General features: G+C 65.5%; 28 protein-coding genes and 2 pseudogenes. 11 read left to right on the top strand and 19 right to left on the bottom strand.

Going from position 1 to position 26,272, the window contains the following annotated elements:
- Together ACIP90_RS05905 and solA are read left to right on the top strand one after the other, a co-directional pair.
- Nucleotides 1-197, top strand: a pseudogene (locus ACIP90_RS05905) (FAD-dependent oxidoreductase); the annotation flags it as partial.
- Between the two features lie 76 nt (nt 198-273).
- Nucleotides 274-1,407: an N-methyl-L-tryptophan oxidase gene (gene solA, locus ACIP90_RS05900; RefSeq protein WP_400577690.1), complete on the top strand. Its 1,134-nt coding sequence runs from the start codon at nt 274-276 to the stop codon at nt 1,405-1,407.
- 172 nt (nt 1,408-1,579) lie between these two features.
- Here solA and ACIP90_RS05895 read toward each other — a convergent pair.
- The 7 genes and pseudogenes from ACIP90_RS05895 to ACIP90_RS05865 all read right to left on the bottom strand — a co-directional run bounded on the left by ACIP90_RS05895 (nt 1,580) and on the right by ACIP90_RS05865 (nt 8,225).
- Nucleotides 1,580-2,727 (bottom strand): annotated as a pseudogene (locus ACIP90_RS05895) (IS110 family transposase).
- Between the two features lie 378 nt (nt 2,728-3,105).
- Nucleotides 3,106-3,798: a hypothetical protein gene (locus ACIP90_RS05890; RefSeq protein ID WP_400577688.1), complete on the bottom strand. Its 693-nt coding sequence runs from the start codon at nt 3,796-3,798 to the stop codon at nt 3,106-3,108.
- Complete coding sequence (locus ACIP90_RS05885) at nt 3,795-4,343, bottom strand: RNA polymerase sigma factor (RefSeq protein ID WP_400577686.1); 549 nt, start codon at nt 4,341-4,343, stop codon at nt 3,795-3,797. The genes ACIP90_RS05890 and ACIP90_RS05885 overlap by 4 nt, the downstream gene beginning before the upstream one ends.
- A gap of 110 nt (nt 4,344-4,453) precedes the next feature.
- The gene (locus ACIP90_RS05880; protein ID WP_400577684.1) at nt 4,454-4,984 is read right to left on the bottom strand and encodes a hypothetical protein; all 531 of its coding nucleotides are present in this window, start codon (nt 4,982-4,984) and stop codon (nt 4,454-4,456) included.
- Between the two features lie 211 nt (nt 4,985-5,195).
- Nucleotides 5,196-6,485, bottom strand: a complete 1,290-nt coding sequence (locus ACIP90_RS05875) for an adenylosuccinate synthase (protein WP_400577683.1) — start codon at nt 6,483-6,485, stop codon at nt 5,196-5,198.
- Nucleotides 6,486-6,525: 40 nt separating this feature from the next.
- Nucleotides 6,526-7,623, bottom strand: coding sequence for a DMT family transporter (locus tag ACIP90_RS05870; protein WP_400577681.1), 1,098 nt, complete (start codon nt 7,621-7,623; stop codon nt 6,526-6,528).
- Nucleotides 7,620-8,225, bottom strand: coding sequence for a TetR/AcrR family transcriptional regulator (locus ACIP90_RS05865; RefSeq protein WP_400577679.1), 606 nt, complete (start codon nt 8,223-8,225; stop codon nt 7,620-7,622). Before ACIP90_RS05865 ends, ACIP90_RS05870 begins: the two co-directional genes overlap by 4 nt.
- Before the next feature lie 214 nt (nt 8,226-8,439).
- Here ACIP90_RS05865 and ACIP90_RS05860 point away from each other — a divergent pair, with 214 nt between their 5' ends.
- Nucleotides 8,440-9,075, top strand: coding sequence for a uracil-DNA glycosylase (locus tag ACIP90_RS05860; protein ID WP_400577678.1), 636 nt, complete (start codon nt 8,440-8,442; stop codon nt 9,073-9,075).
- Nucleotides 9,076-9,142: 67 nt separating this feature from the next.
- On the opposite strand, the gene ACIP90_RS05855 is transcribed toward ACIP90_RS05860, so the two are convergent.
- The 3 genes from ACIP90_RS05855 to ACIP90_RS05845 form a co-directional block, all read right to left on the bottom strand.
- Entirely contained in the window at nt 9,143-9,574 is a 432-nt protein-coding gene (locus ACIP90_RS05855) for a DUF3151 domain-containing protein (RefSeq protein ID WP_400577677.1), read from the bottom strand.
- A gap of 2 nt (nt 9,575-9,576) precedes the next feature.
- Complete coding sequence (gene fbaA, locus ACIP90_RS05850) at nt 9,577-10,596, bottom strand: class II fructose-bisphosphate aldolase (RefSeq protein ID WP_400577676.1); 1,020 nt, start codon at nt 10,594-10,596, stop codon at nt 9,577-9,579.
- Between the two features lie 205 nt (nt 10,597-10,801).
- A complete protein-coding gene (locus ACIP90_RS05845) occupies nt 10,802-11,476 on the bottom strand; it encodes a TrmH family RNA methyltransferase (RefSeq protein ID WP_400577674.1) in 675 nt (224 codons plus the stop codon).
- 54 nt (nt 11,477-11,530) lie between these two features.
- On the opposite strand from ACIP90_RS05845, the gene ACIP90_RS05840 reads away from it, so the two are divergent.
- Nucleotides 11,531-12,361: an HAD-IIA family hydrolase gene (locus ACIP90_RS05840; protein WP_400577672.1), complete on the top strand. Its 831-nt coding sequence runs from the start codon at nt 11,531-11,533 to the stop codon at nt 12,359-12,361.
- 7 nt (nt 12,362-12,368) lie between these two features.
- Here the strand turns inward: ACIP90_RS05840 and ACIP90_RS05835 are convergent, their stop codons facing one another.
- From ACIP90_RS05835 to ACIP90_RS05815, 5 genes are all read right to left on the bottom strand, one after another.
- Entirely contained in the window at nt 12,369-13,409 is a 1,041-nt protein-coding gene (locus tag ACIP90_RS05835; protein ID WP_400577671.1) for a thioesterase domain-containing protein, read from the bottom strand.
- 60 nt (nt 13,410-13,469) lie between these two features.
- Complete coding sequence (locus tag ACIP90_RS05830; RefSeq protein WP_400577669.1) at nt 13,470-14,072, bottom strand: hypothetical protein; 603 nt, start codon at nt 14,070-14,072, stop codon at nt 13,470-13,472.
- A gap of 80 nt (nt 14,073-14,152) precedes the next feature.
- The gene (locus ACIP90_RS05825; protein WP_400577667.1) at nt 14,153-14,932 is read right to left on the bottom strand and encodes a GAF and ANTAR domain-containing protein; all 780 of its coding nucleotides are present in this window, start codon (nt 14,930-14,932) and stop codon (nt 14,153-14,155) included.
- Nucleotides 14,933-15,016: 84 nt separating this feature from the next.
- Nucleotides 15,017-15,601: an orotate phosphoribosyltransferase gene (gene pyrE, locus ACIP90_RS05820; protein ID WP_400577666.1), complete on the bottom strand. Its 585-nt coding sequence runs from the start codon at nt 15,599-15,601 to the stop codon at nt 15,017-15,019.
- A gap of 136 nt (nt 15,602-15,737) precedes the next feature.
- Entirely contained in the window at nt 15,738-16,985 is a 1,248-nt protein-coding gene (locus ACIP90_RS05815; RefSeq protein ID WP_400577665.1) for an FAD-dependent oxidoreductase, read from the bottom strand.
- A 140-nt stretch (nt 16,986-17,125) separates the two neighbouring features.
- On the opposite strand from ACIP90_RS05815, the gene nadE reads away from it, so the two are divergent.
- Nucleotides 17,126-17,980, top strand: coding sequence for an ammonia-dependent NAD(+) synthetase (gene nadE, locus ACIP90_RS05810; RefSeq protein ID WP_400577663.1), 855 nt, complete (start codon nt 17,126-17,128; stop codon nt 17,978-17,980).
- A gap of 66 nt (nt 17,981-18,046) precedes the next feature.
- Here the strand turns inward: nadE and ACIP90_RS05805 are convergent, their stop codons facing one another.
- Nucleotides 18,047-18,949, bottom strand: coding sequence for an NADP-dependent oxidoreductase (locus ACIP90_RS05805; RefSeq protein ID WP_400577662.1), 903 nt, complete (start codon nt 18,947-18,949; stop codon nt 18,047-18,049).
- A 93-nt stretch (nt 18,950-19,042) separates the two neighbouring features.
- A complete protein-coding gene (locus ACIP90_RS05800) occupies nt 19,043-19,816 on the bottom strand; it encodes an IclR family transcriptional regulator (RefSeq protein ID WP_400577660.1) in 774 nt (257 codons plus the stop codon).
- Nucleotides 19,817-19,998: 182 nt separating this feature from the next.
- On the opposite strand from ACIP90_RS05800, the gene ACIP90_RS05795 reads away from it, so the two are divergent.
- The 3 genes from ACIP90_RS05795 to ACIP90_RS05785 all read left to right on the top strand — a co-directional run bounded on the left by ACIP90_RS05795 (nt 19,999) and on the right by ACIP90_RS05785 (nt 22,667).
- Nucleotides 19,999-20,715, top strand: a complete 717-nt coding sequence (locus ACIP90_RS05795) for a CoA transferase subunit A (RefSeq protein WP_400577659.1) — start codon at nt 19,999-20,001, stop codon at nt 20,713-20,715.
- Nucleotides 20,716-20,778: 63 nt separating this feature from the next.
- Entirely contained in the window at nt 20,779-21,486 is a 708-nt protein-coding gene (locus tag ACIP90_RS05790) for a CoA transferase subunit B (RefSeq protein WP_400577658.1), read from the top strand.
- The gene (locus ACIP90_RS05785) at nt 21,483-22,667 is read left to right on the top strand and encodes an acetyl-CoA acetyltransferase (RefSeq protein WP_400577656.1); all 1,185 of its coding nucleotides are present in this window, start codon (nt 21,483-21,485) and stop codon (nt 22,665-22,667) included. The genes ACIP90_RS05790 and ACIP90_RS05785 overlap by 4 nt, the downstream gene beginning before the upstream one ends.
- A gap of 122 nt (nt 22,668-22,789) precedes the next feature.
- Here ACIP90_RS05785 and ACIP90_RS05780 read toward each other — a convergent pair whose 3' ends face one another.
- Nucleotides 22,790-23,332, bottom strand: coding sequence for an ankyrin repeat domain-containing protein (locus tag ACIP90_RS05780; protein ID WP_400577654.1), 543 nt, complete (start codon nt 23,330-23,332; stop codon nt 22,790-22,792).
- Between the two features lie 58 nt (nt 23,333-23,390).
- Between ACIP90_RS05780 and ACIP90_RS05775 the strand changes: the two genes are divergently transcribed.
- The gene (locus ACIP90_RS05775; RefSeq protein ID WP_400577653.1) at nt 23,391-23,591 is read left to right on the top strand and encodes a hypothetical protein; all 201 of its coding nucleotides are present in this window, start codon (nt 23,391-23,393) and stop codon (nt 23,589-23,591) included.
- Nucleotides 23,592-23,596: 5 nt separating this feature from the next.
- On the opposite strand, the gene ACIP90_RS05770 is transcribed toward ACIP90_RS05775, so the two are convergent.
- Nucleotides 23,597-24,190: a heme-binding protein gene (locus ACIP90_RS05770; protein WP_400577652.1), complete on the bottom strand. Its 594-nt coding sequence runs from the start codon at nt 24,188-24,190 to the stop codon at nt 23,597-23,599.
- Between the two features lie 198 nt (nt 24,191-24,388).
- Here ACIP90_RS05770 and ACIP90_RS05765 point away from each other — a divergent pair, with 198 nt between their 5' ends.
- Both ACIP90_RS05765 and ACIP90_RS05760 read left to right on the top strand, forming a co-directional pair.
- Nucleotides 24,389-25,591, top strand: coding sequence for a sensor histidine kinase (locus ACIP90_RS05765; RefSeq protein ID WP_400577650.1), 1,203 nt, complete (start codon nt 24,389-24,391; stop codon nt 25,589-25,591).
- Complete coding sequence (locus ACIP90_RS05760) at nt 25,588-26,214, top strand: response regulator (protein ID WP_400577649.1); 627 nt, start codon at nt 25,588-25,590, stop codon at nt 26,212-26,214. The genes ACIP90_RS05765 and ACIP90_RS05760 overlap by 4 nt, the downstream gene beginning before the upstream one ends.
- The last annotated feature ends 58 nt before the right edge of the window (nt 26,215-26,272 follow it).

The following is a 26,272-nucleotide window of genomic DNA, read 5'->3' as shown; positions in this document are numbered from 1 at the left end:
GGAAGACAGAACGAACGTCACTTCCCTGGGTGGGATACCGCGCACCGAAGTGGGAGCCCGAGCCCCTTCGCTGGCTGGGAGTTCACAGCATGTACCGCCTATTCGGAGTTGCCGACCAGTGGGAAGAGCGCAGGGATTCCACCGAGACCTCACTACTGGCCAAATTCGGCAGCAGGCTCGCCGGACTTCACGAATAGTGCGCAGACCCACTCCCTGGGCCATGAATCTCGAGCATCACTGAAAGCAATCCAGCAAGGAAAGAAAGGCACGACTATGGACGGAAAACTCGCCGTCATTGGCCTGGGCAGCATCGGCAGCATGGCGCTGTGGCAGGCCTCCCGCCTGTCCGACTCTGTCACCGGGTTCGAGGCCGCAACCCCCGCCCACGGCCGCAGTGCCGTGGGCGGGGACACCCGCCTGTTCCGCATGATCTACCGCGGCAACCCCGACCTCTACCCGATCTTGGAACGTTCCCGCAGCCTCTGGGCCGAGCTTGAAGCCGAAACCGGCCAGAACATCCTGACCCGCTGCGGCGGGCTCTCGATCGGCACCAAAGACGGCGCCTACCTCTCGGCCCTGCTGGAAACCACCCGGACCAACGGCGCCGAGCACGAAATCCTCAGCCGCGAGGCCATGGCCGAACGCTACCCGCAGCACAACCTCCGCGAAGACGATATCGCCGTCTATGACCCCAACGCCGGTGCCTTGCGCACCGACCGTGCCGTCACGGCGGCGGTCGCAGCAGCCCAGGCCAACGGGGCAACAGTCCAGACGAACACCCCGATCGACAGCATCACCGAAACCGGGGACGGCGTCGTCATCACCTCGGGTGAGAAGTCCTGGACCTTCGAGAACGTCATCGTCTCCTCCGGCGGCTGGTCCCAGAAGCTCATGCCCGACTACCTCAAAGCGGCAACCCAGACCAAACGGATCTTCCTGAGCTGGTTCGTCGCCCGCGACGGCGCGGAATTCACCCCGGAAAAATTCCCCACCTTCAGCAGGATGTACGAGGACCGCTCTATGTACGGGGCACCCGCCGTCGACGGCGTGACCGTGAAGGCAACCCTGGACGGCCGCGGCAAGCCGACCCCCGACCCGGGCGCCGTGCCACGCGAGCTCACCGTAGCGGAAATCACCGAGACCACCGAAACCGTCACGGAGTTCTTCCCCGGCCTGTACCCCAACATCGTCCGCACCGACGCGTTCCCCGACCTTTTCACCAAGGACGGGCATCCGCTGCTGGGCCGGATCAACGAAGGGAGCCGAATCTACTGCGCCACCGGGTTCTCTGGCGGCGGCTTCAAAAACGCCACCGGATTCGGCGAAATCGCCGCCTACGAAGCACTGCGGAAACGATCCTTCGAAGGCTTGGACTTCGTGCGCCCGCAACGATTTGCGATGAGTTGAACTACTGTGTCAGCAAGCGCAACCCGCTGAACATTGCACGTATTGGCACCAGGAACGTACAGCGCCGAGGTCGAGCACCCGTCCCGCTGAATCGACCGCCACGAACCCTCCTAATGACATTCCCTGACCGGCCGGAAAACCAGCCCCCTGGATGCCCGCAGCCTGCCCAGCATCAGGCGGCCATAGTTGTTGTGACGGCAGAGACTGGGTTGTAGGTGGTGCCGTCGCGGAGCATGGCCCAGATGACGTTCAAGCGGCGCCGGGCGAGGGAAAGCATTGCTTGGATATGGGATTTTCCTTCTGCGCGCTTGCGGTCGTAGTAACTCCGTGACGCTGAACAGGTTTTCAGGGCCGAGAGGCCTGAGAGGTAAAAGACCCTTGGCAGTCGGCGGTCGTAACGCCGGGGTCGGTGGTGGTTTCCGGTGATCCTGCCTGAGTCCCGCGGGGCCGGGGCAAGGCCCGCGACACCCGCGAACCGGCCAGCAGACTGGAAGACGGTGAGGTCCCCGCCAGTAGCGCCGAGGAACTCTGCCGCCAGGACGGGTCCGAATCCGGGCATGCTGAGCAGCACCTGAGTGTGCTGGTGTTCTGTGACTTTTTCGCTGATCATCGCATCGAGTTGTGCCAGTTCCTCGTTCAGGGACAGGATTTCCCTGGCGGGGGCGGCCACGATCACCTCCCCCATGTGCTGGGCGGGAACAATGGTGTGCTGGGACTTGGCGGCCTCAAGTGCTGCGGCGGCGACGGCTTTCGAGGAGCGGGCACTGTGTTTTTTCAGCCAGGCGTGGATCCGGGCCTGACCGGAGCGGCGGATCCCATCGGGTGTCCGGTAGTTGGTCAGCAGGGTCAGGGCGGCTTTGGACCGGCTGTAATCGAAGGCCCGCTCCAGAGCCGGGAAGTATTCCAGCAACTGGGCCTGCAAACGGTTGATCGCCCGGACCCGGTCCACAGCTTTGTCGGCCCGGCGGGCGGTGAGGAACCGCAACCCGGTGCTGGTCGCATCACCGGCTCGCAGAGGCCGTAAATCACGGTTCGTCCGGGCCTGTTCGGCGATGACGGCGGCGTCCTTCGCGTCTGTTTTGCCTTCACCCCGGTAGAGCTTGGAGGCGTGGTGCACGGTACGGCCGGGGATATAGAGGATTTCCTGGCCGTGGCCGATAAGCAGGGCGATCAGCAGCGCCGATCCCCCGTGGTTCAGGTCAGTTGCCCAGATCACCTCATCCCCTGCTGCGAGCTCGAGGACGCTGCCCAAGAGCTTGAGCAGGGCGGGCAATGATGATGGGCTTTTCCGGCATCAATACCGGCCCATAGGTGCACCAAGAACAGCCTCCAACCTGTTGGAAGGGTAAGGGCCCAGCAGATAACCGCGCCGTCGTGTCCTTTTCTGGCGATCATGTCGCGTCTCTCAATAAGCGGTCGGGTCATCGCGGGGTGGCGGGCGGCCAATCCTTCGAAGCCGTCACGAGACCGTCCGGCACAGCAACCAAAGCCATACCCGCCTCCCCTGGGTAGCCACGACCCTACAACGGCCGCGGAACTTAGCCCGGCAACTACATTAGGACAGCAAACAAGAAAAGTGCCGGCCTGGACATTGATGGGGGACAATGTCCAGACCGGCACCCTCACTTTGGTAATCGACGGGCGGGCACCGGAGGTTACGCCGATTCCAAAAGTTTTTTGAACTTTTTTGCGCCCGAATCAGGGCTTCCCGGGGACAGGCTCGGTCGGGATTGCGCTGGGCACCGCGCCAGGGACATTCGGTGGCAGCGAAGGAAGTGACGGCAGCGGCTTGGACGGCAACTTGGGAGCGGCGCCGCTCCCGGGAATAGCGGGCACGTGTGTAGGCCGGGCAGGCGGAGTCTGCATCTGCTTTCCATCACCAGGCTCAGCTGAACCATTCGAGTGGCCCGGCTCGGCCCCGGCCGGTGCCGACGGCGAGGCCGCTCCCCCCTGGACCGGCGCTGAAGGTACCGCCGAGCCCGTTGACCCAAGCACCGGAGGCATGTCAGCGGGCGAAGGAGGGGCAGTGTCGGGCTTGGGCGCGGTCCGGCCGGCAGGCTGGAGAATGTTCTCCACGGTGTGGCCAACGCTGCGGCGGAAGTCCTCGCTGGAGGCTGCCACGGCGCCCGCGCCAAGGCCCATTGCCCCGACCACTGCGGCGCTCACCACGATCCCCATCCTTCGTTGCCTGTTGCGGCGGCGCAGTTCCAGGCTGGTCACGCTTGGCGCGAGCAGCGCGGCGAGATCCGCGCGGGGCGTTGGGGCAGCAACCTGGGCCAGCCCGCGCAGTTCCTCAAGGGACCTGCGAAGATCGGCGTCCTCTTCGAGCCCGGAATCCAGGAGGATCGCCTGGATCTCTCCGTCTTCGCGGCCTGTCGGCATGACACTCATGATGCTGCGTGGTCCTTTTCCTTGACGAGTTCGCGCAGGGCAATGAGCCCGCGCCGCTGGAGCTGTTTGATGGCTCCGGGGGTTTTGTTCATGATGCCGGCCACCTGTTCGACCGAGAGGTCCGCGACAATGCGCAGGACCAGGACTTCCCGCTGCTCGTCATTGAGCAGCGAAAGCGAGGAGGTTATTCCGCCCAGCGACCCGAGGACCTCGTCCTCGGCGGACCTGGACCGCCGCTGGTCCTGCGACGGGTCGAATTCGGTCAGCTGGGGCGTTCTGGCGGACCGGCGGCGGTAATCGACGAGCCGGGCATGCGCCACCGAGAAGATGAACGTCCGCAGCCCGGTATGGCCGCCCTTGACACCGGTAAGTTTTGGCAGGATATCCACAAAGACGTCCTGCGTCAGGGCTTCGGCGTCGTCCACGCCGCGGGCGCGGAAGTAACCGAGAACGGCGGGGGAAATGGTGCTGTAGACAGCGCTGAAGCCGGAGGGGTCGCCAGCAAGGGCGGCTGACAATTCGTCATCGGTCAGCTGGGCTGCCAAGAAGTGTCCTTCCCTTACTGCTGGTGTGCGGCGGTAGTAAGCCTAGCCGCCGCACACCTCGCACCCCTATTTGGGGATCGCCCTATTGCGCGATCCCGTAAGGGACCGTATTACTTGCCGGCCTCGGGCAGGTCGGCGTCTGCTTCAGCCTTGGCCTCGGCATCGGCGGAGACCGACGGGGCGGCCGGCGTGCCGACCTTCTCCGAAACGTCCGGGACAGCCGGGGTCGCGGGAACGGCCGGGGTGGCGGGAACGCCGGCGCCGCCGGGAACAGCAGGCGTGGCGGGGATGGCGGCGTTCACGTCTGCACCGGCGCCCGAGACATTGACCTTGGCGTTAGCGGCGTTCTTGTCCGCTTCCACAGCGGCGTCAGCAGCGTCAGCAGCCTCGCCGGTAGCCTTGGCCTTGGCGTCCGGCGTCGCGGGAACGGCGGGGGTGGCCGGAACTGCGGGCACCTCCGGGACCTCGGGCGTGGAGGGAACAGCCGGCGTGGCCGGAACGGCGGGCGTAGCGGGGGTCACCTCTGCATGCTGCGAGCTGGCTACCTGGGCTGCGTTGGCCAGTCCGATGCTGGAGAAACCTCCGATAGCGATGATGGCGGCGCCGACAGCAATCTTGGTGGTCTTGCTAACACTCTTCATGAGAAAAAATCATCCTTTGGTTGGTTGAAGGCCGGGCCGGGGCCGATGGGGGACAGTCCCGGCCCGGCGCTTACACATACGTAATCGCAGCGGATGGTGCGCAGGTTACGCGGCAACGGAAATTCTTTTTGAGGCCGGATGCACGACGGCGGCGGGCCACCTTAGAAGGTGACCCGCCGCCGTCGGGGCTGGTGACGTTGCAGCCGGAGTGTCAGTCGTTTATGAGGTCGTTGACCACGATGGTCTGGTCGCGGTCGGGGCCAACGCCGATTGCGGAGAAACGTGTGCCGGACAGCTTCTCCAGGGCCAGCACGTAGTTCCGGGCGTTCTCCGGCAGGTCCGCGAGCGTGCGGGCGCCGGTGATGTCCTCGGTCCAGCCCTCGAAGTATTCGAAGATGGGCTTGGCGTGGTGGAATTCGGTCTGGGTCATGGGCATTTCGTCGTGCCGGACGCCGTCGACGTCGTAGGCCACGCAGACCGGGATCTGTTCGATGCCGGTGAGGACGTCCAGCTTGGTGACGAAGTAGTCCGTGAAACCATTGACGCGGGAAGCGTGGCGGGCCAGGACGGCGTCGTACCAGCCGCAGCGGCGCGGGCGGCCCGTGTTCACGCCGAACTCGCCGCCGGTCTTCTGCAGGTATACGCCCATTTCATCGAACAGTTCCGTGGGGAACGGTCCGGCGCCCACACGCGTGGTGTAGGCCTTGATGATGCCGATGGAGCGCGAGATCCGGGTTGGGCCGATGCCGGAGCCAACAGAGGCACCGCCGGCGGTCGGGTTGGAGGACGTGACGAACGGATAGGTGCCGTGGTCAACGTCCAGGAACGTGGCCTGGCCGCCCTCCATGAGCACCACTTTGCCCTCGTCCAGGGCGGTGTTCAGCACGAGGGTGCTGTCGATGACCAGGGGACGCAGCCGTTCCGCGAAGGACAGGAAGTAGTTGACAATCTCATCAACCAGGATTCCCCGGCGGTTGTACACCTTGACCAGGAGTTCGTTCTTCTGGCGCAGCGAGCCTTCCACCTTCTGGCGAAGGATGGACTCGTCGAAGACGTCCTGGACGCGGATGCCGAGGCGGGCCACCTTGTCCATGTAGGCGGGGCCGATTCCGCGGCCCGTGGTGCCGATGGCGCGGCTGCCGAGGAAGCGCTCGGTGACTTTGTCCAGCACCTGGTGGTACGGAGCCACGAGGTGGGCGTTGGCCGAAACGCGCAGCTTGGAGGTGTCCGCGCCACGGGCTTCAAGGCCGTCGATCTCCTGGAACAGGGCCTCCAGGTTCACCACGCAGCCGTTGCCGATGATCGGAACCGCGTTGGGGCTCAGGATGCCGGCAGGAAGGAGCTTGAGCTCATACTTCTCACCGCCCACGACGACGGTGTGCCCGGCGTTGTTGCCGCCGTTCGGCTTGACGACGTAGTCGACGCGGCCGCCAAGCAGGTCGGTGGCCTTACCTTTTCCTTCGTCGCCCCACTGGGCTCCGACGATCACGATTGCTGGCATGGGATCCTCCCCCATTCGTTCGGGCCGATTCCTGCCTGCATCACCGTGGTGACTGGCCGGGGTCAGCGCCGTTCATGAGAATGCCCCGAATTTCATCGCCGGCGTCCGCGGTGTTGACTGCAGGACTCAGCGCAAGAGTTCCGGGGCTCTTACCACCCAAGTTTAGCCGATCGGCCGCGGAAGTACCGTCAGGGCCGTCCGCCGGTGCGGCCGGTCCGTAACGTTTCGCGGGGGCAGGCAGCGTGAGGACGAACAGGCTGCCAGTAACAAGGGCGGCACCGGCCCAGGCCAAGGCCGGCAGCCGTTCGCCGACAACCAGAACAGCCAGGACGGCGGCCACCAGTGTTTCGGCGAGGGATATCGTCGTGGCAGCGCTCGCGCGGACACGGGCCAGCCCCCAGCCGAACAGCACGTACCCGGCGAACATGGGGACAAGCGCCATGTACACGCCCACAGCCATGTTCTGCCAGGAGGCCACCAGCGGTGCACCGGTAATCACCAGCACAGGCATGAGCAGCAGCCCGCCTATGCCGAAGACAGTCCCCATCACCGCCCTCGAGGGCACCCCGGTGTTGATCAGGCGGTGCGCAGCCCAGGAGTAGAGGGCGTAGGTGAGCCCGGCAACCAGCCCGAGGCCAATACCGGCGGGCGTGGACCAGCCCCCGGCAGCGGTAGGACCGGACCCACCGTGTCCGGCGTCCGCAAAGCACAACAGCGCGGCGCCCGACAGGCCCAGCACTGCACCCGCCGCCCACCGCCGCGTGAACAGGCTCTTGTCCACAACGCGTTCAATCACGGCGGAGGCGAGGGGAGCCGAACCGATGGAGACCACGGTCCCGACGGCCACGCCGGCCAGGTGCATTGAGGAGTAGAAAGCGAGCGGGTACGTTGCGACAGCAAGGGATCCCAGTGCCACTGTTGGCCACTGCCTGCGCAGGGCGGCCGCGAAGACACCGATCTGCCCTGCCGCGACAGCGGCCTGGAGCAGGCCGCCCAGTCCCATGGCCACCGCGCCGATTGCGAGGGGGCTGACGTCCGGAGCGAAGGTGGCTGCGGTGCCGGTTGTTCCCCACAACACCGACGCCACCAGCACGAACCCCGCGCCCCACGTGCTCTCCGTAAAGCCGGCGGTCCTCACACGCCGCCGATCAGTGCGGCCGCGATATCGCGGGCTTCCTTGACACACCGGTCGTTTCCTTCGAGGCCTGCGCGGACCATAGATCCTTCAAGCAGGAAGGCCAGGTGCCGGGCAAGGGGAGCCGCCTGCTGAGGCGAGTGCGCGAGAAGTTGGGCCACATGCTCGGCTAACAACGCCTCAACCTCTTCCTTGTGGCGCCGGACCACAGCCCTGCCGGGATCGCCCGCCGGCAACTCGGCTGCTGCATTGAGAAGCCCACAGCCCCTGAAGCCACGCTCATACGCGAGGTCAGCGTGGTCCGCATAGGCATCGAAGACCGCCAGGACGCGTTCCTTGGCGCTGGCTGCTCCGTCCAGCCGCGCCCGGTACAGCCCCATCCACTCCTCGTGGCGGGCATTCAGGTATGCCGTGACCAGCTCAGCCTTGGAGGCGAAGTTGTTGTAAAGGCTTTTCTTCGCGACCCCCGCCTCCGCTGTAATGGCGTCGATTCCCGTTCCGGCCAGACCGTCGGCATAAAAGCGCCGCGAGGCCGCCTGGATCAGCGCTTCGCGGGCGTGCCCGCGGGGTGATCGGCCCTTTGGTGCCGCCTCTTGCATGCTCATCCTCGTCCTCAGCTGCTGCAGTAGTAGGTAGACCAGTCTACCTACTGGGATGCATCCAAGGAAGCAGGAGCGGAACTGGCGCTTCGTGCGGCTTGCTAAACTGATAAGGATCGATCAGGCATCGATCCACCCTCATTTCAAATCGTCCCGGACTTGGCGCGCCCGCTTCCGGTACGGCAGCGTGACCGATCCCCGCAGGAGACACCGCACTTACATGACAGCCATGGCTACTGAATCTTTCCGTGAACAACTCCTGAGCCGCCGTTACGAGCCCAATGTCGCAGCTGTCAATGAACTGTGCGACTCCCTGCAGAGCACAAAGCCTGGCACCCAGGTTCCCTACGTCGACCCCATGCACGACGTCGACGAGTGCCGCATCATCAGCCTGTTTTCCAACATCGGCACAGCCTCGCCGTCCGGTTTCATCACGGCCGGCGACGATGACGCCGCCACCCGCATGCTCGGACTGCAGTGGAAGCTGGGGCTGCGGCCCGAGTTCGTGATGCCGTGGAACGTGCATCCCTGGCATGTGCCGGGAGAGCCCAACGGCAAGTTCACCCCCGACCAGATTTCCGCCGGCCTGAAGCCCCTGCTGAAGTTCCTGGCCCTGGTCCCCCGCGCGTCCGTCATCGTCGCCCACGGCACCGAGGCCAACCGCCTGGCCAACATGCTCCTCAAGACCGAAGTGCCCCTGCTGTGGCGCCGCGGCCTCAAGACGTACAAGGTCCGCTCGCTGAGCGGACGGGCCTTCGCCGGCACGCCTGCCCGCCAGCAGCAGTATCTCGACGAAATGCACGTGGTGTACGCGGATGCCATGGCCCGCACCGGCCTTCAAAGGGCCGCCAGCTAAAGCTGACATGACGACGGCGGGCGGTCACCTTCCAAGGAGAAGGGGACCGCCCGCCGTCGTGCTTAATTCAATTGAGGTTTTCGCCTTGGATGGCTGCCTTGGCCTTCGGGTCCGAGTCATTGAGGAACTTCTCGATGCGCTCCGGTTCTTCGGCCTCGTTGATGGCCGCCGAGGCGCGACCCAGCGAGTACAGCGCACGCAGGAAGCCGCGGTTGGGCTCGTGCTCCCACGGGATGGGACCGACGCCGCGCCAGCCGTTGCGGCGGAGCGAGTCCAGGCCCCGGTGGTAGCCCACGCGGGCATACGCGTAGGAGTCGATCGTGCGCCCTTCCGCCCAGGCTTCCTCGGCCAGCACGGCCCAGAGCAGCGACGACGTGGGGTGCTTCTCCACGAGGTCCAGGGCCTCCTGGCCCGCTTCCAGCTGTTCGTAGACCTCAGTCTCGGCAGGCAGGAGTGTGGGCTCAGGACCCATCAGGTTTTTGCGGAACTCGTCAGACATGTTTAGAAGGTCTTGCCTGCGGAACCCAGCTGCTGGGTTGCTTCGACGACGCGGGCGGCCAGGCCGGCTTCGGCGGAGGCACCCCAGACGCGGGGGTCGTACGTCTTCTTGTTGCCGACTTCGCCGTCAACCTTGAGCACACCGTCGTAGTTGCGGAACATATGATCCACCACGGGACGGGTGAAGGCGTACTGCGTGTCGGTGTCGATGTTCATCTTGATCACGCCATAGGACACAGCGTCCGCGATCTCCTGGTCCGAGGAGCCGGAGCCGCCGTGGAACACCAGGTCAAACGGGTTGTCCTTGCCGATCTTGGCGCCGACCTGGGCCTGGATGTCCTTCAGGATCTCCGGACGCAGCTTCACGCCGCCCGGCTTGTAGACACCGTGCACGTTGCCGAACGTCAGGGCAGTGATGTAGCGGCCGTTCTCGCCGGCGCCCAGGGCCTCGATCGTGGCCAGGGCGTCCTCGACCGTGGTGTACAGCTTCTCGTTGATCTCGTGCTCGACGCCGTCTTCCTCGCCACCGACGGTGCCGATTTCAACCTCGAGGATGATCTTGGCCGCAGCAGCCCGTGCCAGCAGGTCCCGGCCGATGCGCAGGTTCTCGTCCAGGGTCTCAGCGGAGCCGTCCCACATGTGGGAGTTGAAGATCGGGTCCTTGCCGGCCTTGACGGCTTCCTCGGAAGCGGCCAGCAGCGGCAGCACGAAGCCGTCCAGCTTGTCCTTGGGGCAGTGGTCCGTGTGCAGGGCGATGTTGACGTTGTAGTTCTTGGCAACCTCGCGGGCGAACGCCGCGAAGCCCAGGGAACCGGCAACCATGTCCTTCGTCGAGGCGCCGGACCAGTAGGCCGCGCCGCCGGTGGAGACCTGGACGATGCCGTCGGACTCGGCCTCGGCGAAACCGCGCAGGGCCGCATTCAGGGTCTGGGAGGAGGTGACGTTAACCGCCGGGAACGCGAAGCCGCCCTGTTTTGCGCGGTCGATCATGTCGGCGTAGATCTCTGGGGTTGCAATGGGCATGCTGACTCCTAAAGTGAATTTCGTCTGCGGGTTGGGTTGACCCTGGAGTAAACCTCGTCGGCTACGAACCATCCTAGTCATTTCTTGGCACTGGCCGTGGTTCGGGTCACTCAGGCGGGTAACACTTCGCGGGCTTCACCCAGATGACACTTAACAGCAGTCCGGGCGGCAAACACTGCCGCGAAGCGATCTCGCGCGGGCAGAACTAGACGTGCTGGCCGAAAACGTGCCGGCGCACCCACGCGTGCATGGCGATCGCCGCCGCGGATCCCGCGTTGATGGAGCGGGTGGAGCCGAACTGCTCAATCGAGAGGGTGGCCTCCGCGGCTTCATGCACCTCCGGTGTCAGGCCCGGGCCCTCCTGGCCGAAGACGAGGACGCATTTGCGGGGCAGTTCGTAGGTTTCCAGCGGCACGGAATCAGGGAAGATATCGATCCCGATGATGGCCAGCCCCTCCCCCTGTGCCCACGCCACAAAATCCTCCACGGTGGGGTGGTGCCGGACGTGCTGGTAGCGGTCGGTGACCATTGCCCCCCGGCGGTTCCAGCGCCGTCGTCCGATGATATGGACTTCCTTGGCGAGGAACGCGTTGGCGGTGCGCACCACGGTCCCGATGTTGAGGTCGTGCTGCCAGTTTTCGATGGCGATATGGAAGTCGTGGCGCTTGGCATCCAGGTCGGCGACGATCGCCTCGTGCTTCCAGTAGCGGTACTTGTCCACCACGTTGCGCCGGTCGCCGTCGGCGAGGAGGTCAGGGTCCCAATGGTCACCTTCGGGCCACTGGCCTTCCCAGGGCCCGACGCCGACCTCCGCCTTAGGCTCGGAGGTCTCCTCTGCGGTCGGCTGGTGTTCGGCTGGGGTCCCGGGCGTCTGAGTCACCCCTCAACACTAGACTGGGCTCCGAGAAAGCATTCATCACCGGCGGAGGAAAACATGGCGAAGGCAGACCAGGTACAGGAATCGGCAGCGGTTTACCGGAGCGGGCAGGAGATCGAGTGCTGGCTGACCGACATGGACGGCGTCCTGGTGCACGAGAACCAGGCCGTTCCCGGCGCCGCGGAACTGATCCAGCGGTGGGTGGACACGTCCAAGCGGTTCCTGGTGCTGACCAACAACTCCATCTTCACGCCCCGCGACCTGGCTGCCCGTCTCCGCGCCTCCGGCCTCGAGATTCCGGAAGAAAACATCTGGACCTCGGCCCTCGCCACGGCACAGTTCCTCAAGGACCAGGTCCAGGGCTCCGGTTCGGGCAACCGCGCCTACACCATCGGCGAGGCCGGGCTTACGACGGCACTGCATGAGGCCGGCTTCATCCTCACCGACCAGAACCCCGACTTCGTGGTCCTCGGCGAAACCCGCACCTACTCCTTCGAGGCGATCACCATGGCGATCCGCCTGATCCTCGCGGGTGCGCGCTTCATCGCCACCAACCCGGACGCCACGGGCCCATCCAAGGACGGACCCATGCCCGCCACCGGGGCCATCGCCGCCCTGATCAGCAAAGCCACAGGGCGCGAACCGTACATCGTGGGCAAGCCCAACCCCATGATGTTCCGTTCAGCCATGAACCAGATCGATGCCCACTCCGAAACCACTGCCATGATCGGCGACCGAATGGATACGGACATCATCGCAGGCATGGAAGCCGGGCTGCATACGGTGCTGGTGCTGAGCGGCATCACCCAGCGCGACGAAATTTCCTCCTACCCGTTCCGCCCCAACCAGGTGCTGAATTCGGTGGCGGACCTGAAGAGCCAGATCTGACACACGGCTAGAACGGCGTCATCCTCCCGCCACCGCTGGGAAGCGGGAAGATTTGGTCCTGCAGGTCCGCCAGGAGTGGGCGGTAGACGAAGGGGTTCCATCCCGGGCTGGCGTGCGCCGGAAGCGCCCCTTCGGTCTGCAGTTCCGAGGAGGCCATATTGGCGGCAAACGTCCGCGCCCAGGACCGGTGCGCCGTTTCGTAGTTGACCGTCTGGTCCCGGGGATTCCCGATGTACGCCATGCGGGCATCACCGATCTGCCCTGCGAAGCGGGTGGCATCGAAGTGGTAGATGTAGGCGGATTCTGACTGAATCAGCACGCTGGAGGGCGCAATGGGCGACAGCTGCTCCAGCGTCTGGTCCAGGATCTGCCGCCAGGTGCGCTCGTTCTTGTGCACCACACGCTCCCCCAGCTCATAGCCGCCGCGCAGCACCGAGGGCACCCGGAACCCCCGTTCGTAGAGAAACACCACGCCGTCGAACCAGCTCTGGTCCAGCACATCGTATTTACTGTAGGGGCTGGAGTCCAGCACGATGAGGGCCACCTCCACACCGTGCAGTTCGAGCAGGCGGGCCGCCACCTGCGTGGCCACCATGCCGCCGAAACTGTGGCCGTAGAAGTAGAGCGTGGTCAGGTTCCTGGCGCGGACGTGCTCGATCACGGCGATGACGATTTGGTCGATGTCCAGCCCGAGATTTGAATAGCCGACGGCGGCCAGCTGGCCGCGCTGCCGCAGTGTCCCGCGCAGCGAGTTCAGGATCCACTGCGCTTCCTCCCAGCTGGTTTTGTAGCCGGGAAACAGGATCCAGCTGGCATTGGGGAAGTAGCTCTGGGCGAAATCGTCGTCGACCACCAGGACTTTGTGGACCTGGCGTTCTGTCTGGACCCGCTGGGTCAGCAGCATGTCCGTAGCCAGAACCGACGCCGCTCCTGCCCCCGTAAGGAAGGCCCGCCGGGAGAACCTTTTCAGGTCGGAGGCATGACGGATCAGCCGGGTCGCATCTGTACCCGGCGACGGCTCCGGACCTGCGGATCCTTCATACGGCACTCATCTACCCTAGGCACAGTTCAACCGCCGCGGGCAATTACCTGGCGGCCTGCCGCGGATTCAGCAGCCCGCGGCCTGCTTCCCCGTTGCCTCGAAGAGTTCACGCCGGGCGAGTTCCTCACCAATGGCGTCGTACTGTGCCAGCAGTTCATTCCCGCAGCGGCCCGAGGGATCGTCCAGCAATTCAAAAATCGAGTCGCTTGCCGCGAGCAGTTCCGCCGAGGAGTAGCTGGACAGCGGGCGGAGGCTGAAGGGTGCCGGAGCAACAACTGGCTGCGACGGATGCGGCAGCGCTGTGGGGCTTCCCCCTTCCGCTGCACCCTGCCCGCTGCCTGCCATGAGCACCAGGGACACTCCTGCAGCGGCGGCAACCACATCCTGCAAGCCGGGGTCCTGCGCATTCATGGCCTGCGCGTTCATGGCTTGGGCGTTCATGGCCTGCGCGTTCAAATCTACGCGCAGGCCCGCGAGGGCGGAGGATTCCACGAACGTGGCACTGGACAGGTCCACGGTTATTGGGAAGGTGATTCCCATGCCCCGGACACGCTGAATTTCGCGCAGGAGATCAGGCCGGGATGCCTGGGTAAGGCTGCCGCGGATGTCGATCCTGACGGCGCTGGCGGAGCGGTCGATATCGAGCCGGGAATTAAGCTGGTTGTCCATAGGTACTCCATAAATGGGTGACTATGGCCGACGGCTCAACCTTGGCCAGCGTATCCCGGGCAGGCCCTGCGCACAAGCAGTTAGCCTGCGTGCACCTGCCCGGGCTCCTGGAAATGCGTGTGCACCTCAGCGCCGCCGACCGAGTTCACAAGCGATGCCGCGATGTCGCGAAGCTTGATGTTGCTGTTGCTCGATGCATCGGTCAGTATGCGCACGGCTGTTTCCTGGCTGCACCGGTTTTGGGCCATGACGATGCCGACGGCGATGTCGATGACCGTCCGGGATTCAAGCGTGGCGCGCAGGTTGGTGGCACTGTCCGTGTGAAGGGAAAACCTGACGGCCAGGCGCAGGGCCTGCGAGATTTCACGGGTATAGCCGCGGGCACGTGCCGCAGCAACCTCATTGAATTTGTGCGGCGCGTCGGAATACAGATTCAGTGCCGCTTTGGCATCACCCTGCAGATGGAACGGCAAAGAAAGCACGGAGCGCAGCCCATGGGATGCCACAGCATTCGCATAGTCCGGTCCCCACCGGTTTTCCTCCAGAAGATCCGGCACATGAACTTCCCGCTCTTCCTCGGCCGCGGTGAGGCACGGCCCCTGGGACAGCGAGTACTGGATTTGATCCACTTCCCGGGCAGACTCGCTGCTCCAGCCGATGGTGGCCGCTTTGCGGTCGCGGAGCAGCGTTATACCGCACAGGGCATCGTCACCGTCCCCTGCCACCTGGTGCGCGGAGTAGCGCGCAAGCTCGTTCAGGAAGGCCTCAAAGTCCGCGCTGTCCAGGATGAGATTCTGGATCTGCTCAGCGCTGGTCAATGCACGGGGACTACTGCTCTGGGTGGAATCGGGCGTACGCATGGCGAAGGTACTCCAAGGTGGAAATCTGATGCGGGTACGCAAATACTAGGCCACGCCGGCAGTACGGTCCACAAGGGCCGCCGCTCAGCTCAGGCCGAGTTCGTCCTTGCCGTAGGCGAACAGGTAGGGCACACCGGTCTCGGCTTCGATCTTTTCCTTGGCCCCGGTGTCGCGATCCACGATCACGGCAACGGCCACCACGTTGCCGCCGGCCTTCCGAACACCCTCGACGGCGGTCAGAGCCGAGCCGCCGGTGGTGGACGTGTCCTCCAGGATCAGGACCTTGCGGCCCTCGACCGACGGGCCCTCGACCTGGCGGCCCATGCCGTAGGACTTCTGCGCCTTACGGACCACAAACGCGTCCACGGTGCGGCCGGCGTCGGCGGCCGCGTGCATCACAGCCGTGCCGACCGGATCCGCACCCATGGTCAATCCACCGGCGCACTCGAAGTCGATCCCGGCGTTGTCCGTCAGTGAAAGCATGACCTGCCCAACGAGTTTGGAGGCCTCGTGGTGGAGGGTGATCCGGCGCAGGTCGATGTAGTAATCGGCCTCCGCCCCGCTGGAGAGGATCACCTTGCCGCGTACAACGGCGAGTTCCTTGATCAGTTCAAGCAGGCGGGCACGGGCAGCGGCAGCATCTGCTGCAGGAACACTGGTGGCAGTCATGGGGTCCAGTTTAGTGGCTCAGCGGATTGTGAAGGCGCCGCCTCCGGCTTGTGCAGAGGCCCCCTGGCCCGTCGCTATGCGCAGTCCTATGACGCCGCCCATGACACTGCCTACGGCACCGAGCTACGGCACCGAGCTATGGCACGGCCCGCGGTTCCTGCCGGCGGGCAAACCCTGGTGCATGCTCGGGCCGTGGCCCAAAGGCAATCATGCGCGGCATGATCTTCCGGGCTGCCGGAACATGCTGAACCACGAAGAGCGGGAAAGCGGGGGCACCGGCCCTCCGGCCCGTAAACAGCGGCACAAAGACAGCGCGGTGCATAATCCGCTGGACTGTCTGGACAACGACAGTGGGCATCCGTCTACGGCGCTGCACGGCTTCGAGGTCCTGCAGGCCGACGTGGCCCCGCAGCAAGCAGGGGGCGAGCCGTGCCGCGGCCGCAACCGCGTCCTGTATCGCGAGGTTGATTCCCACTCCCCCGGCGGGCGACATCGCATGCGCCGCATCACCGATGCAGAGCATGCCGTCCACATACCAGCGCCGCAGCCGATTGAGGCGCACGTCAAGCCAGTGGATGTCATCCAGTGAATGGATGGCATCCACGCGGTCCGCCAGGTCCGGCCTCAGTGCGGCGACGCGTTCCCTGAAGCGTTCCACCCCTTCGCTCCGGATGCGGGCGTCCGCCCCCTTGGGTCCCATGTACCCCATCTGGTAGTAGTCGTCCCGGAACAGCGCGATCATGGCCTCTCTGCCTTTGAACGCGGGGACGATCCCCGCAATTTCACCCTCCTCCGAGGGGTGGCGCGGAAGCTTGAACCACCAAGTGTCGAACGGCACCGGGAATTCCTTGGGCACCAGGCCGGCGGCCTGGCGCAGGGCGGAATTTCGCCCGTCCGTGGCCACCACCAGGCTGGCGCGGATCGCGCCCTCGGTTCCTGAACTGGTCCGGTAGCGGACACCGGTGACCCGGCCGCCGTCGTCTATCAGGGACGTGGCCGTGTGCTCCATCAGCAGCGTGAAGCTCGGCTCCTCCTCAGCGGCACGCGCAAGGAAATTGAGGAAGTCCCACTGCGGCATCATGGCGATGTAGTTATACGGCGGGCGCAGGGAGGCAAAATCGCCCAGGGTCACCAGGCCGACGCCCGGCACCGGGAATGCGACGTTGCGCAGCCGGCTCTGTGGCAATTCCCGGAAAGCGCCGCCGAGGCCGAGTTCGTCTATGAGCCGGATGGTCGCCGCGTGGACGGTGTCGCCGCGGAAATCGCGGAGGAAATCGCCATGCTTTTCAAGGACAGTGACTTCGACGCCTGCCCTCGCCAGCAGCAGGCCCAGCATCATGCCGGCAGGCCCGCCGCCGGCCACTACGCACCCTGTTCGCTCCATGCACCCACGCTACGCCCGACGGCGGCGGCCCAGGATAGGTTTTTCGCTGCGGAAACTGCCAAGGGACGCGCAAGGCAGGAACACACTCGCCGGCCGGAACACAGTTGAGCGTTGCGGATGCGGCTGGCTAGGCTGGGCACATGCGCGAACTCCAGGCCAAGATCATCAAAGAAATGGGCGTACAGCCCCGGATCGACCCCGCCGAGGAGGTGCGCAAGCGCGTCACCTTCCTCAAGGAGTACCTCAAGGCAACGGGCACCCGGGGGTTCGTCCTGGGCATTTCCGGAGGCCTTGACTCCTCCCTGGCCGGCCGCCTCGCCCAGCTGGCAGTCGAGGAGCTGGAAGCCGAAGGTGTGGAGGCCAATTTCGTCGCCATCCGGCTCCCCTACGGCGTACAGCACGACGAAGACGACGCCCAGGCCGCCCTGGACTTCATCAAGGCCAAGACCGAATGGACGTTCAACATCTCAGCGGCCGTGGACGGCTTCGAGGACGAGTTCGAAAAGACTGTGGGCAACGGAATCTCCGACTTCCACAAGGGCAACACGAAGGCCCGCACGCGCATGATCGCCCAGTACGCCCTGGCCGGCGAACACAACTACCTCGTGATCGGCACGGACCACGGCGCCGAGTCCGTGACAGGCTTTTTCACTAAATACGGCGACGGTGGCGCGGACATCGTCCCGCTCTTCGGACTGAACAAGCGCCAGAACCGCGCACTCCTTGCCGAACTCGGCGCCCCTTCCCGGATCTGGGAGAAGGTCCCCACTGCCGATCTCCTGGACGGCAAGCCTGGCCGCACCGACGAGGACGAGCTCGGCATCAGCTACGACCAGATCGACGACTACCTGGAAGGCCGCGACATCCCCGAAGACGCAGCCGCCTTGATCGAGGAAAAGTACATGCGGACCCGGCACAAGCGCACCGTCCCGGTCTCCATCTTTGACACCTGGTGGAAGCACGAGGGTCCGGAGGAGCCACGGGTAGGGCTCTAAGCGTCAGGGCTCTGTGCACCGTCCGGGCTCCGGGCCGTGACAGGGCTCCGGACAGTAGCGATCCAGCTAGGGCAGCAGCACAATCTTTCCGCGCCCGTGGCCGGTTCGGCTGATTTCCAGCGCATCAGGCGCTTCGATCAGCGGCATCCGGTGCGAAATGGTGAAGGTGACCTGGCCTTCGGCCGCCAGGGTTGCGACGTCCGCAACGCGCCCGTCGAGTAGCCTGAGGTTCGCAATTCCCGCCGTCTCCGAGGATTCGCCGGGAACTGTGGTCACAGCCCGGCTCCGGTCCTCCAGCAAATCCAGCGTGGCCGCGACGGATTCTTCTGTGCCCACCGTATCGAACACCGCCGTCACCTTGCCTTGGGCCCTGACCCGCTCGACCAGCCCTGCGCCGTACATCACGGGCAGCGCTCCCAGGTCTGTCAGGTACTCGTGGTTCGGTTCGGACGCCGTGCCGATCACCGCAGCACCGAAGGCCTGGGCGATCTGCACTGCGGCTGAACCCACACCACCCGCCGCCCCGTGGATGAGGATGGTGTCCCCTTCGCCCACCTCGAGTTGCTTGAGGGCCGAATAAGCCGCCCCGCCGGCCACGGGGATGCAGGCCGCCTGTTCGAAATCGACCCCCACCGGCAGGGGGGTCAGTTCTTCCGCAGAAACCAGGGCTTCGGTGCGGTAGCCGCCAACGGTGCCGTTCCAGATGACTTCATCACCCACGGCGAAGCCTTCGAAGTCCGGTCCCACCTGGGTGACCACGCCTGCAGCCTCAGAACCGGGAACTGCGGGGAACTCGAGTGGAATCCATTGTTTTACGTAACCGGCCACGATTTTCCAGTCCATGGGATTGACGCCGACGGCCCGGAATTCCACCCGGACCTGCCCCTCGGCGGGATCCGGCAGCTCTTCCGTCCCGACGGTGAGCACCTGCGGACCGCCGTATTCCTCAAAGTAGATCCTGGTGCTCATGGTCCTGGCTCCTTGGAGTTGTCCGGCACTTTAGTGCAAGAGTAGGTGCAGGAATCCGGTGATCTCAACAGCCTGCGGCGGCTGGTGACACGCTTAAGGAGCTCCCAGCTGGACGCTGATCCGGTGCGCCTCTTCCATGAGGAGCCTGCCCAGGAACTCCTGCCGGTCTTCGCGGAAGCGCGGCTCGATTCCAGTCAGGGACAAAGCCCAGGCGGGCCGGCCCGCCTGATCGAACACGGCAGCGCCCATGCCCCAGCTGCCTTCCAGCACGAGTCCGGGATTCACGGAGTAGCCCGTCTCCCTGGTCCGCTTCACGTTGGCCCGGACCACCGATTCCGTGTGTCCCTCCGCAAATGTGCCGGCATGGGCGGGCCAGCTTGCCAAAATCTGCTCCTGTTCGCTCTCGGGCAGGAAGGCCAGGATCGCGGTGCCGGCTGACGCCACACCGAGAGGGAACCGAACACCCTCGTGGAGCACGAACGATCGTACGGGGAAGCTGCCCTCCTCGCGGAGCAGGCAGACCGTCTCGTTCCCGCGGCGGATGGAGAAGAATGCGCTCTCACCTGTCTGTTCGGCCAGTCGGCGCAGGCTCGGCCGGGCGATGTCCTCGAGCGGGAACCGGGCTGACGCCACCGATCCGAGCAGCAGGACCTCCGGGCCGAGGACCCAATTGCCGGTCCTTGCCTCATGGTCCAGCAGCCCTTCCGCGGCCAGGGAGGTCAGCAGCCGGTGAACCGTGGGCCGCGTCAGGCCGGATTCCCGCACCAGCTCCACCAGCGGAGTCCCCTCCGGCTTGCGGCCGACGATGCGCAAGAGCCCCGCGATACGGCTCACCACCTGGGCTCCTTGGACCGGCATCTGGTTCATGTCTCTCCCTATTTCATCCATATTGTGGACGCTTGAAAGCATACCGTCCACAGTGTAAGAACCGCCACACAGGTGCTGCACAAGCGCCTTGACAGCCCCTCAGAACCACCCCTACGCTCAGGACATCTGAGATCGAGTCCACAAAGTGGACACAGTCATGACTAACTCAACGAGGAGATGCCATGTCCAAACTGAAACCCGGTGCTGCCGAAGCCCTGCACGGTGTCCTGCGGGACGGCATGACGCTCGCCGTCGGAGGCTTTGGCCTGAGCGGCATCCCCGCAGACCTTATCGAGGCCGTGCGGGATTCCGCTGTCCGTGACTTGACTGTGGTCTCGAACAACATGGGCGTGGACGGCAAGGGCCTCGGCATTCTCATCGAGGCGGGCCAGGTCCGGAAAGTGATTGCATCCTACGTGGGCGAGAACAAACTCTTCGCGGAGCAATACCTTGCGGGCTTGCTTGAGGTGGAGTTCACTCCACAGGGCACGCTCGCCGAGCGCCTGCGCGCCGGCGGCGCCGGGATCCCTGCGTTCTACACCAAGACGGGCGTGGGTACGCTGGTTGCCGAGGGCAAGCCGCTCGCGGAGTTCGACGGCGAAACGTATGCTCAGGAGCGGGCCATCCGGGCCGACGTCGCCCTGGTCCACGCCCACACAGCCGACACCGACGGCAACCTGATGTACCGCTACACGGCCAGGAATTTCAACCCGGTAGCGGCCACCGCCGGTGCGGTGACCATTGCGGAGGCCGAAGTGATCGTGGAGCCGGGCGCACTGGACCCGAACCACATCGTGACTCCCGGTGTCTACGTCCAGCACCTCGTGCAGGCCGGCAACCGCACGAAGCACATCGAGCAGCGCACCGTTCGCCCGCGCGTGGAGACCCTCCCCGCTTAAAGCACCACCGCCTCGCGAACCAACACTTAGGCCCCGCAAATTTGAAACCCCAAGGAGAACCCGATGGCATGGACCAGGGATGAGATGGCCGCGATCGCGGCTGAAGAACTGAACGACGGCGACTACGTCAACCTCGGCATCGGCATTCCCACACTTGTGGCGAACAACCTGCCGCATGGCGTCCGCGTGATCCTGCAAAGCGAAAACGGCCTGCTCGGCATGGGCCCGTTCCCCTACGAGGGCGAGGAGGACGCCGACCTTATCAACGCCGGAAAGCAGACCGTCACAGTCCTGCCGGGGGGCAGCATTTTCGACTCTGCCACCTCCTTCGGCATGATCCGCGGCGGGCACGTGAAGGTGGCCATCCTGGGCGCCATGCAGGTCTCCGGCGACGGCGATCTGGCCAACTGGACCATCCCGGGCAAGATGGTGAAGGGCATGGGAGGCGCCATGGATCTCGTGGCCGGGACGCCGCGCGTCGTGGTGCTCACGGAGCACAATGCCAAGGACGGCACCGCCAAGATCGTCAAGGAGTGCACACTTCCGCTCACCGGACTCCGCGTGGTGGACCGGATCATCAGTGACCTCGCGGTCTTCGATCTTGTGAGGAACGAACAGGAAACAGGCGACGGCGGCCGGCGGCTCACGCTCACCCGCCTCGCGCCGGGGGTCACTGTGGAGGAGATCCGGGAGAAGACCGAGGCCTGGTTCTCTGTCTCCCTTGAAGCAGCACCCGTACAGGAAGAATCACTGGAAGGAGCCACAGCATGAGTCTGAAAGATCAGTTCGGCAAGGACGTCCTGCTCACCGGCTGGGGCCACTCCCGCTTCGGCAAACTCACGGACGAAACGCTCGAATCGCTGATCGTCCAGGTCGCCGCCGATGCCATCGCCAACGCCGGCATCGAGCCCGCCCAGATCGACGAAATCTACCTCGGCCAGTTCAACTCCGGCATGATGCCGCTGGCCTTCCCGTCCTCCTTGGCCCTGCAGGTTTCGGAGCAGTTGGCCAACGTGCCGTCCACTCGGGTGGAGAATGCCTGCGCCTCCGGGTCGGCAGCCTTCCAGCAGGGCGCCAAGTCGATCCTGGCTGGCACGGCCAAGACTGTCCTGGTGATCGGTGCCGAGAAGATGACCCATGCCGGGGCCGATGTGGTGGGCGCGGCCCTCCTCGGAGCGGACTACGACATGGCCGGCCAGGCTTCCACGACCGGTTTCACCGGACTATTCGCCGACGTCGCCAAGCACTACGAGAAGCGCTACGGTCCGGTATCCGATGTCCTCGGAACCATCGCCGCCAAGAACCACCGCAACGGCGTGGACAACCCGTACGCCCAACTGCGCAAGGACCTCGGCGAGGAGTTCTGCAGGACGGTCTCGGACAAGAACCCGCTGGTGGCCGATCCGCTGCGCCGCACCGATTGCTCCCCCGTCTCCGACGGTGCTGCCGCCGTGGTGCTCTCCACATCGCCAGCGGCAGCCGCCACCGCCCCAGTCCGGCTCGCCGGCTTCGGCCATGCCAACGACTTCTTCCCGGCAGAACGCCGCGATCCCACCGCCTTCGCTGCGACCCGGGTGTCCTGGCAGCGTGCCTTGGCAATGGCCGGCGTCGGGCTCGAAGAGCTGGACTTCGCCGAAGTCCACGACTGCTTCACCATCGCCGAACTGCTGATGTACGAAGCCATGGGCCTGACCGAACCCGGCCAGGGAGCACAGGCAATCGAGCAAGGCTGGGTGTTCAAGGACGGCAAGCTGCCCATTAACGTCTCGGGCGGCCTCAAAGCCAAAGGCCACCCCGTCGGCGCCACCGGCGTTTCACAGCATGTCATTGCCGCCATGCAGCTGACGGGCACTGCCGGGGACATGCAACTGGCCAACCCGCGCCGCGCCGCCGTGCAAAACATGGGAGGCGTGGGCATCGCCAACTACGTGAGCGTGCTGGAGGCCGTCTAGCCCCTTCCGATCCCGCTTGTATGGAACCAGCCCGGTTTTGATGCGCCTGCCCCTCCAGGCAAGCGCATCAACGCAGGTTCATCAGCCGAAACCGGGCCAGTTCAGCACACGCGAGCAGATAGTCAGCTGCGGGCCCGGATCAGCCGGGCGATTTCGGCGAAGCCCAGCCGCTCCGCGTTGTCCAAGGCCGTGCGGCCCTGGGGATCACGGATGGTGGGGTCGGCTCCGGCGGCCAGGAGCAGCCGGACCACTTCCTGCTGCCTCGGCCCGCCGTTATTGAGGAGAATGGCCTCCTGCATGGCGGTCCAGCCGAGGTTGTTCACATGGTTGACCGGAACGCCGGCGGCAATGAGGATCCGCACCGTCTCCACATGGCCGTGTTCGCTGGCCGGAATGAGGGCCGTCCCGCCGAAGCGGTTGGTGCTTTTCACGTCGGCCCCGTTGGCGATGGTCAGGCGCAGTACGTCGTTGAACCCCTCAGCGCCGGCGTAGAGGAACGCTGAATCCTGGATGGCGTCCTTGGCGTTGACGTTGCCGCCGGCCCGGATCAGCTCCTTGACCAGGGGAACGTTATTGGCCTTGGCAGCAAGAATCAGCCGCTGGTCAAGTTCCGCCTGGGCTTCCGGGGACAGGGCTGGACGGGAGGAGCCCGCCGGTTTCGGCACAGCTGGTTGTTCCTTTGGCGGGCCTGGCTTTGTCGCCTGCGGGGAGGCGGCGGAACCGGTGGCGGACGGGATCCGCGCGCCGGACGCCGGACTGTCCGAGGCGGCGCTGTCCGAGGGTCTGCCGCCCGGGTTGGCTGGGCTGCATCCAAGGAGTGCCGCCACGGCCACCCCCACAGCAGCCGTCACAGCCATTCGCGACGCCCTGACAGACGGCCTGTACGACGTCCTGACGCCGGGATCCCTGAACCACGCCATGTGAAGAGCCTACTCAGCGGCGCCGGCAATGGCGGCGGCACCTGCGTCTGCACAGGCTTCATCGAGTTTGCCGTCCGGAGCGCCACCCACGCCGATCCCGGCAACAGACACACCATTGACCTTGAGCGGGACGCCACCGGGCAGGAACAGGGTGCCGGGAAGGTCTGCGATGCTGGGTCCGTTCCCCGTGACGCGCTTGGCCAGCTCACTCGTCGGGGCTCCGAACGCGGCTGCGGTGTAGGCCTTGCGCTTGGCGGATTCGATGGTGTGTTCGGCCGCATTGTCGCCCCTAAGGAGTGCCTGCACCGTGCCGAACCGGTCCACGAGGGCCGCCGTCACGAAGGGCAGCTTGTCCGCCTGGCATTTGGCCAGCGCTGCTCCCACGGCCTTCGCCGAGGCGCCGACGCTGATACGGCTCTGCGACACGACGTTTCCAGGTGAGGACGGGATGTCAGCTGCAGGCACAGCGGCGGGCGCCGCGGCAGGCACAGCCGCAGGCACAGCGGGAGAGGCGGTTCCGGCATTGGCGGCGACAGTTGCTCCGGCGGTGAGGACGAGCGCTCCGGCAGCGGCGGCGGCAAAAACCTTGTTGGACTTCTTCATGGGGGTCTCCTTGGGAAATGAAGGGCAGCGGAATCGTGTCCTTCCATCGTGCCCGCGGCCACGGGTACCCACATCGGGCCTTCGGCGGCGCCTGTCTCCGCCGTAAGGCCAGCGGTATCAGCCAAAAGTCTGAGAGACCAGCAACGGCGCGGGCAATAGCATGGTGGGTAGCAATCCCTCCACCGGAACCGGACCACCATGCCTACCCGAGCCGCAGTCCCTGCCCCAGCCGTTTCCCCCGAAAACGCGCACTCGTCCGGAGCTCCTGCCCGCCTGGGCCGGATCGACGCCGCGGTGCACGTTGGCTTTGCGGTGCTGATGGTGGCGTCGGTGGTCCGCTACGTCATGCGCCACAGCCCTGCCGACAACCTCCTGGTCCTCGGCCTGGCTGTGACCGCCTGCATCCTCTACGCCGTCATCGCGGTGCTCGCGCAGCGCCGGCGCCCCTGGGCCGTGTGGATGTTCGCCCTCGTAGGGCTCTGGGCCGTGCTGGTCATCGCCGCACCCAGCTTCGCCTGGTGTTCGTTTGCGTTGTTCTTCCTCTGCCGCACGGCGTTTACGGGGACAGTCGCCTATATTGCGGCGGGAGCGACGGCGGCTGCCACCGCCGTCGGGCTGTTCCGGCTCAGCAACGGAACTGACCTCGCCATGCTGCTCGGCCCCCTCGCCGTGGGCGTCATGCTGACGCTGATCTACGACCGGATAGAGCACGACGCCGCCGAGCAGCGCCGCCTGCATGCGGAGGTTTCGCTCGCCCAGGGGCAGCTGGCTGCCAGCGAGCGCCGGGCCGGGGCCATAGCCGAGCGCGAGCGGGTGTCCCGGGAGATCCACGACACCGTGACACAGGGCTTGGCCAGCAGCCTGTTGCTGCTCGAAGCGGCGAACCGCAACTGGCCGGCCCCGTCGGCCCGGCAGGACCTGCGGCAGGCCGGCGAGCTGCTGCGGCGGAACCTGGCCGAGACCCGCAGCCTGGTCCACGAACTGGCGTCGCCGGGGCTTGAAGCATCCCCGCTCCCCGAGGCGCTCCGGCAGGCAGCCATCCAGTACGTCCCCGGGGTGCGGCTGCTCGTCACAGGCGAAGCCCGCCCCGTTCCGGCGGACGTCCGGCACGCTCTGCTGCGCGTGGTCCAAAGCGCGGCGTCGAACATCAAGCTCCATGCGTCAGCCACGAACGCCACCCTGACGCTCGGTTTCCTTCCCGCGGCCGTCACGCTGGACATTTACGACGACGGTGCCGGCTTTGATCCCGCAGCGGTACCACCGCCGTCGGGCGCCGGAGGCTACGGGCTGCGCGCGATGCGGCAGCGTGTGGAACAGCTGGGCGGCGTATTCTCGGTGGAAAGCACCCCGGGCGAAGGGACCATCGTGGCTGCACAATTGCCTACAGGTGAGGACGCATGAAGCCCATCACCGTGCTCCTCGTGGACGATCATCTCGTGGTGCGGAGCGGGCTCAAGGCGCTGTTGGGAACCCAGCCGGACATAGATGTGGTCGCGGAGGCGGCGTCAGGCGAGGAAGCCCTGGCACAGGTGGAGCAGCACTCCCCCGACGTGGTGGTGATGGACCTGGCCATGGGCGCCGGCATGGACGGGATCGAAGCTATCCGGAAAATCCGCGAGCGCAACCGGCGGCAGGCCGTGCTCGTGTTCACCACCTACGATTCGGACGCCGACATTGTCCGGGCTGTGGATGCCGGCGCCATGGGCTATCTGCTGAAGGACGCCGCGCCGGAGGAAATCTTCGCTGCCATCCGTGGCGCCGTCCAGGGGAAGAGCGTGATGAGCGCCCCCGTGGCCTCGCGGCTTTTCCAGCAGCTGCGCAATCCGGACGAAGTCCTGACACCGCGCGAAGCCGAGCTGCTGAGCCTTCTTATTGAAGGGCTCAGCAATCGGGAGCTTGGACAGCGGCTCTTCATTTCAGAAGCCACGGTGAAGACCCACCTCGCCCACATCTACGCCAAGCTGGGAGTGGAAACGAGGGCAGCCGCCATCGCCACGGCGATCCGGCGCGAAGGAATGCGCTAGGACCCGGACACGGGAACGTGCGGCTAGACTGCTTCGCACGCCGGTCCAACCCCGCCAC

Origin of the sequence: Arthrobacter sp. NPDC093139, assembly GCF_044754165.1 — a bacterium.
Taxonomy (GTDB): Bacteria; Actinomycetota; Actinomycetes; order Actinomycetales; family Micrococcaceae; genus Arthrobacter.
The sequence above is the reverse complement of the archived record's forward strand: the minus strand, read 5'-3'. Positions and strand labels throughout refer to the sequence as shown.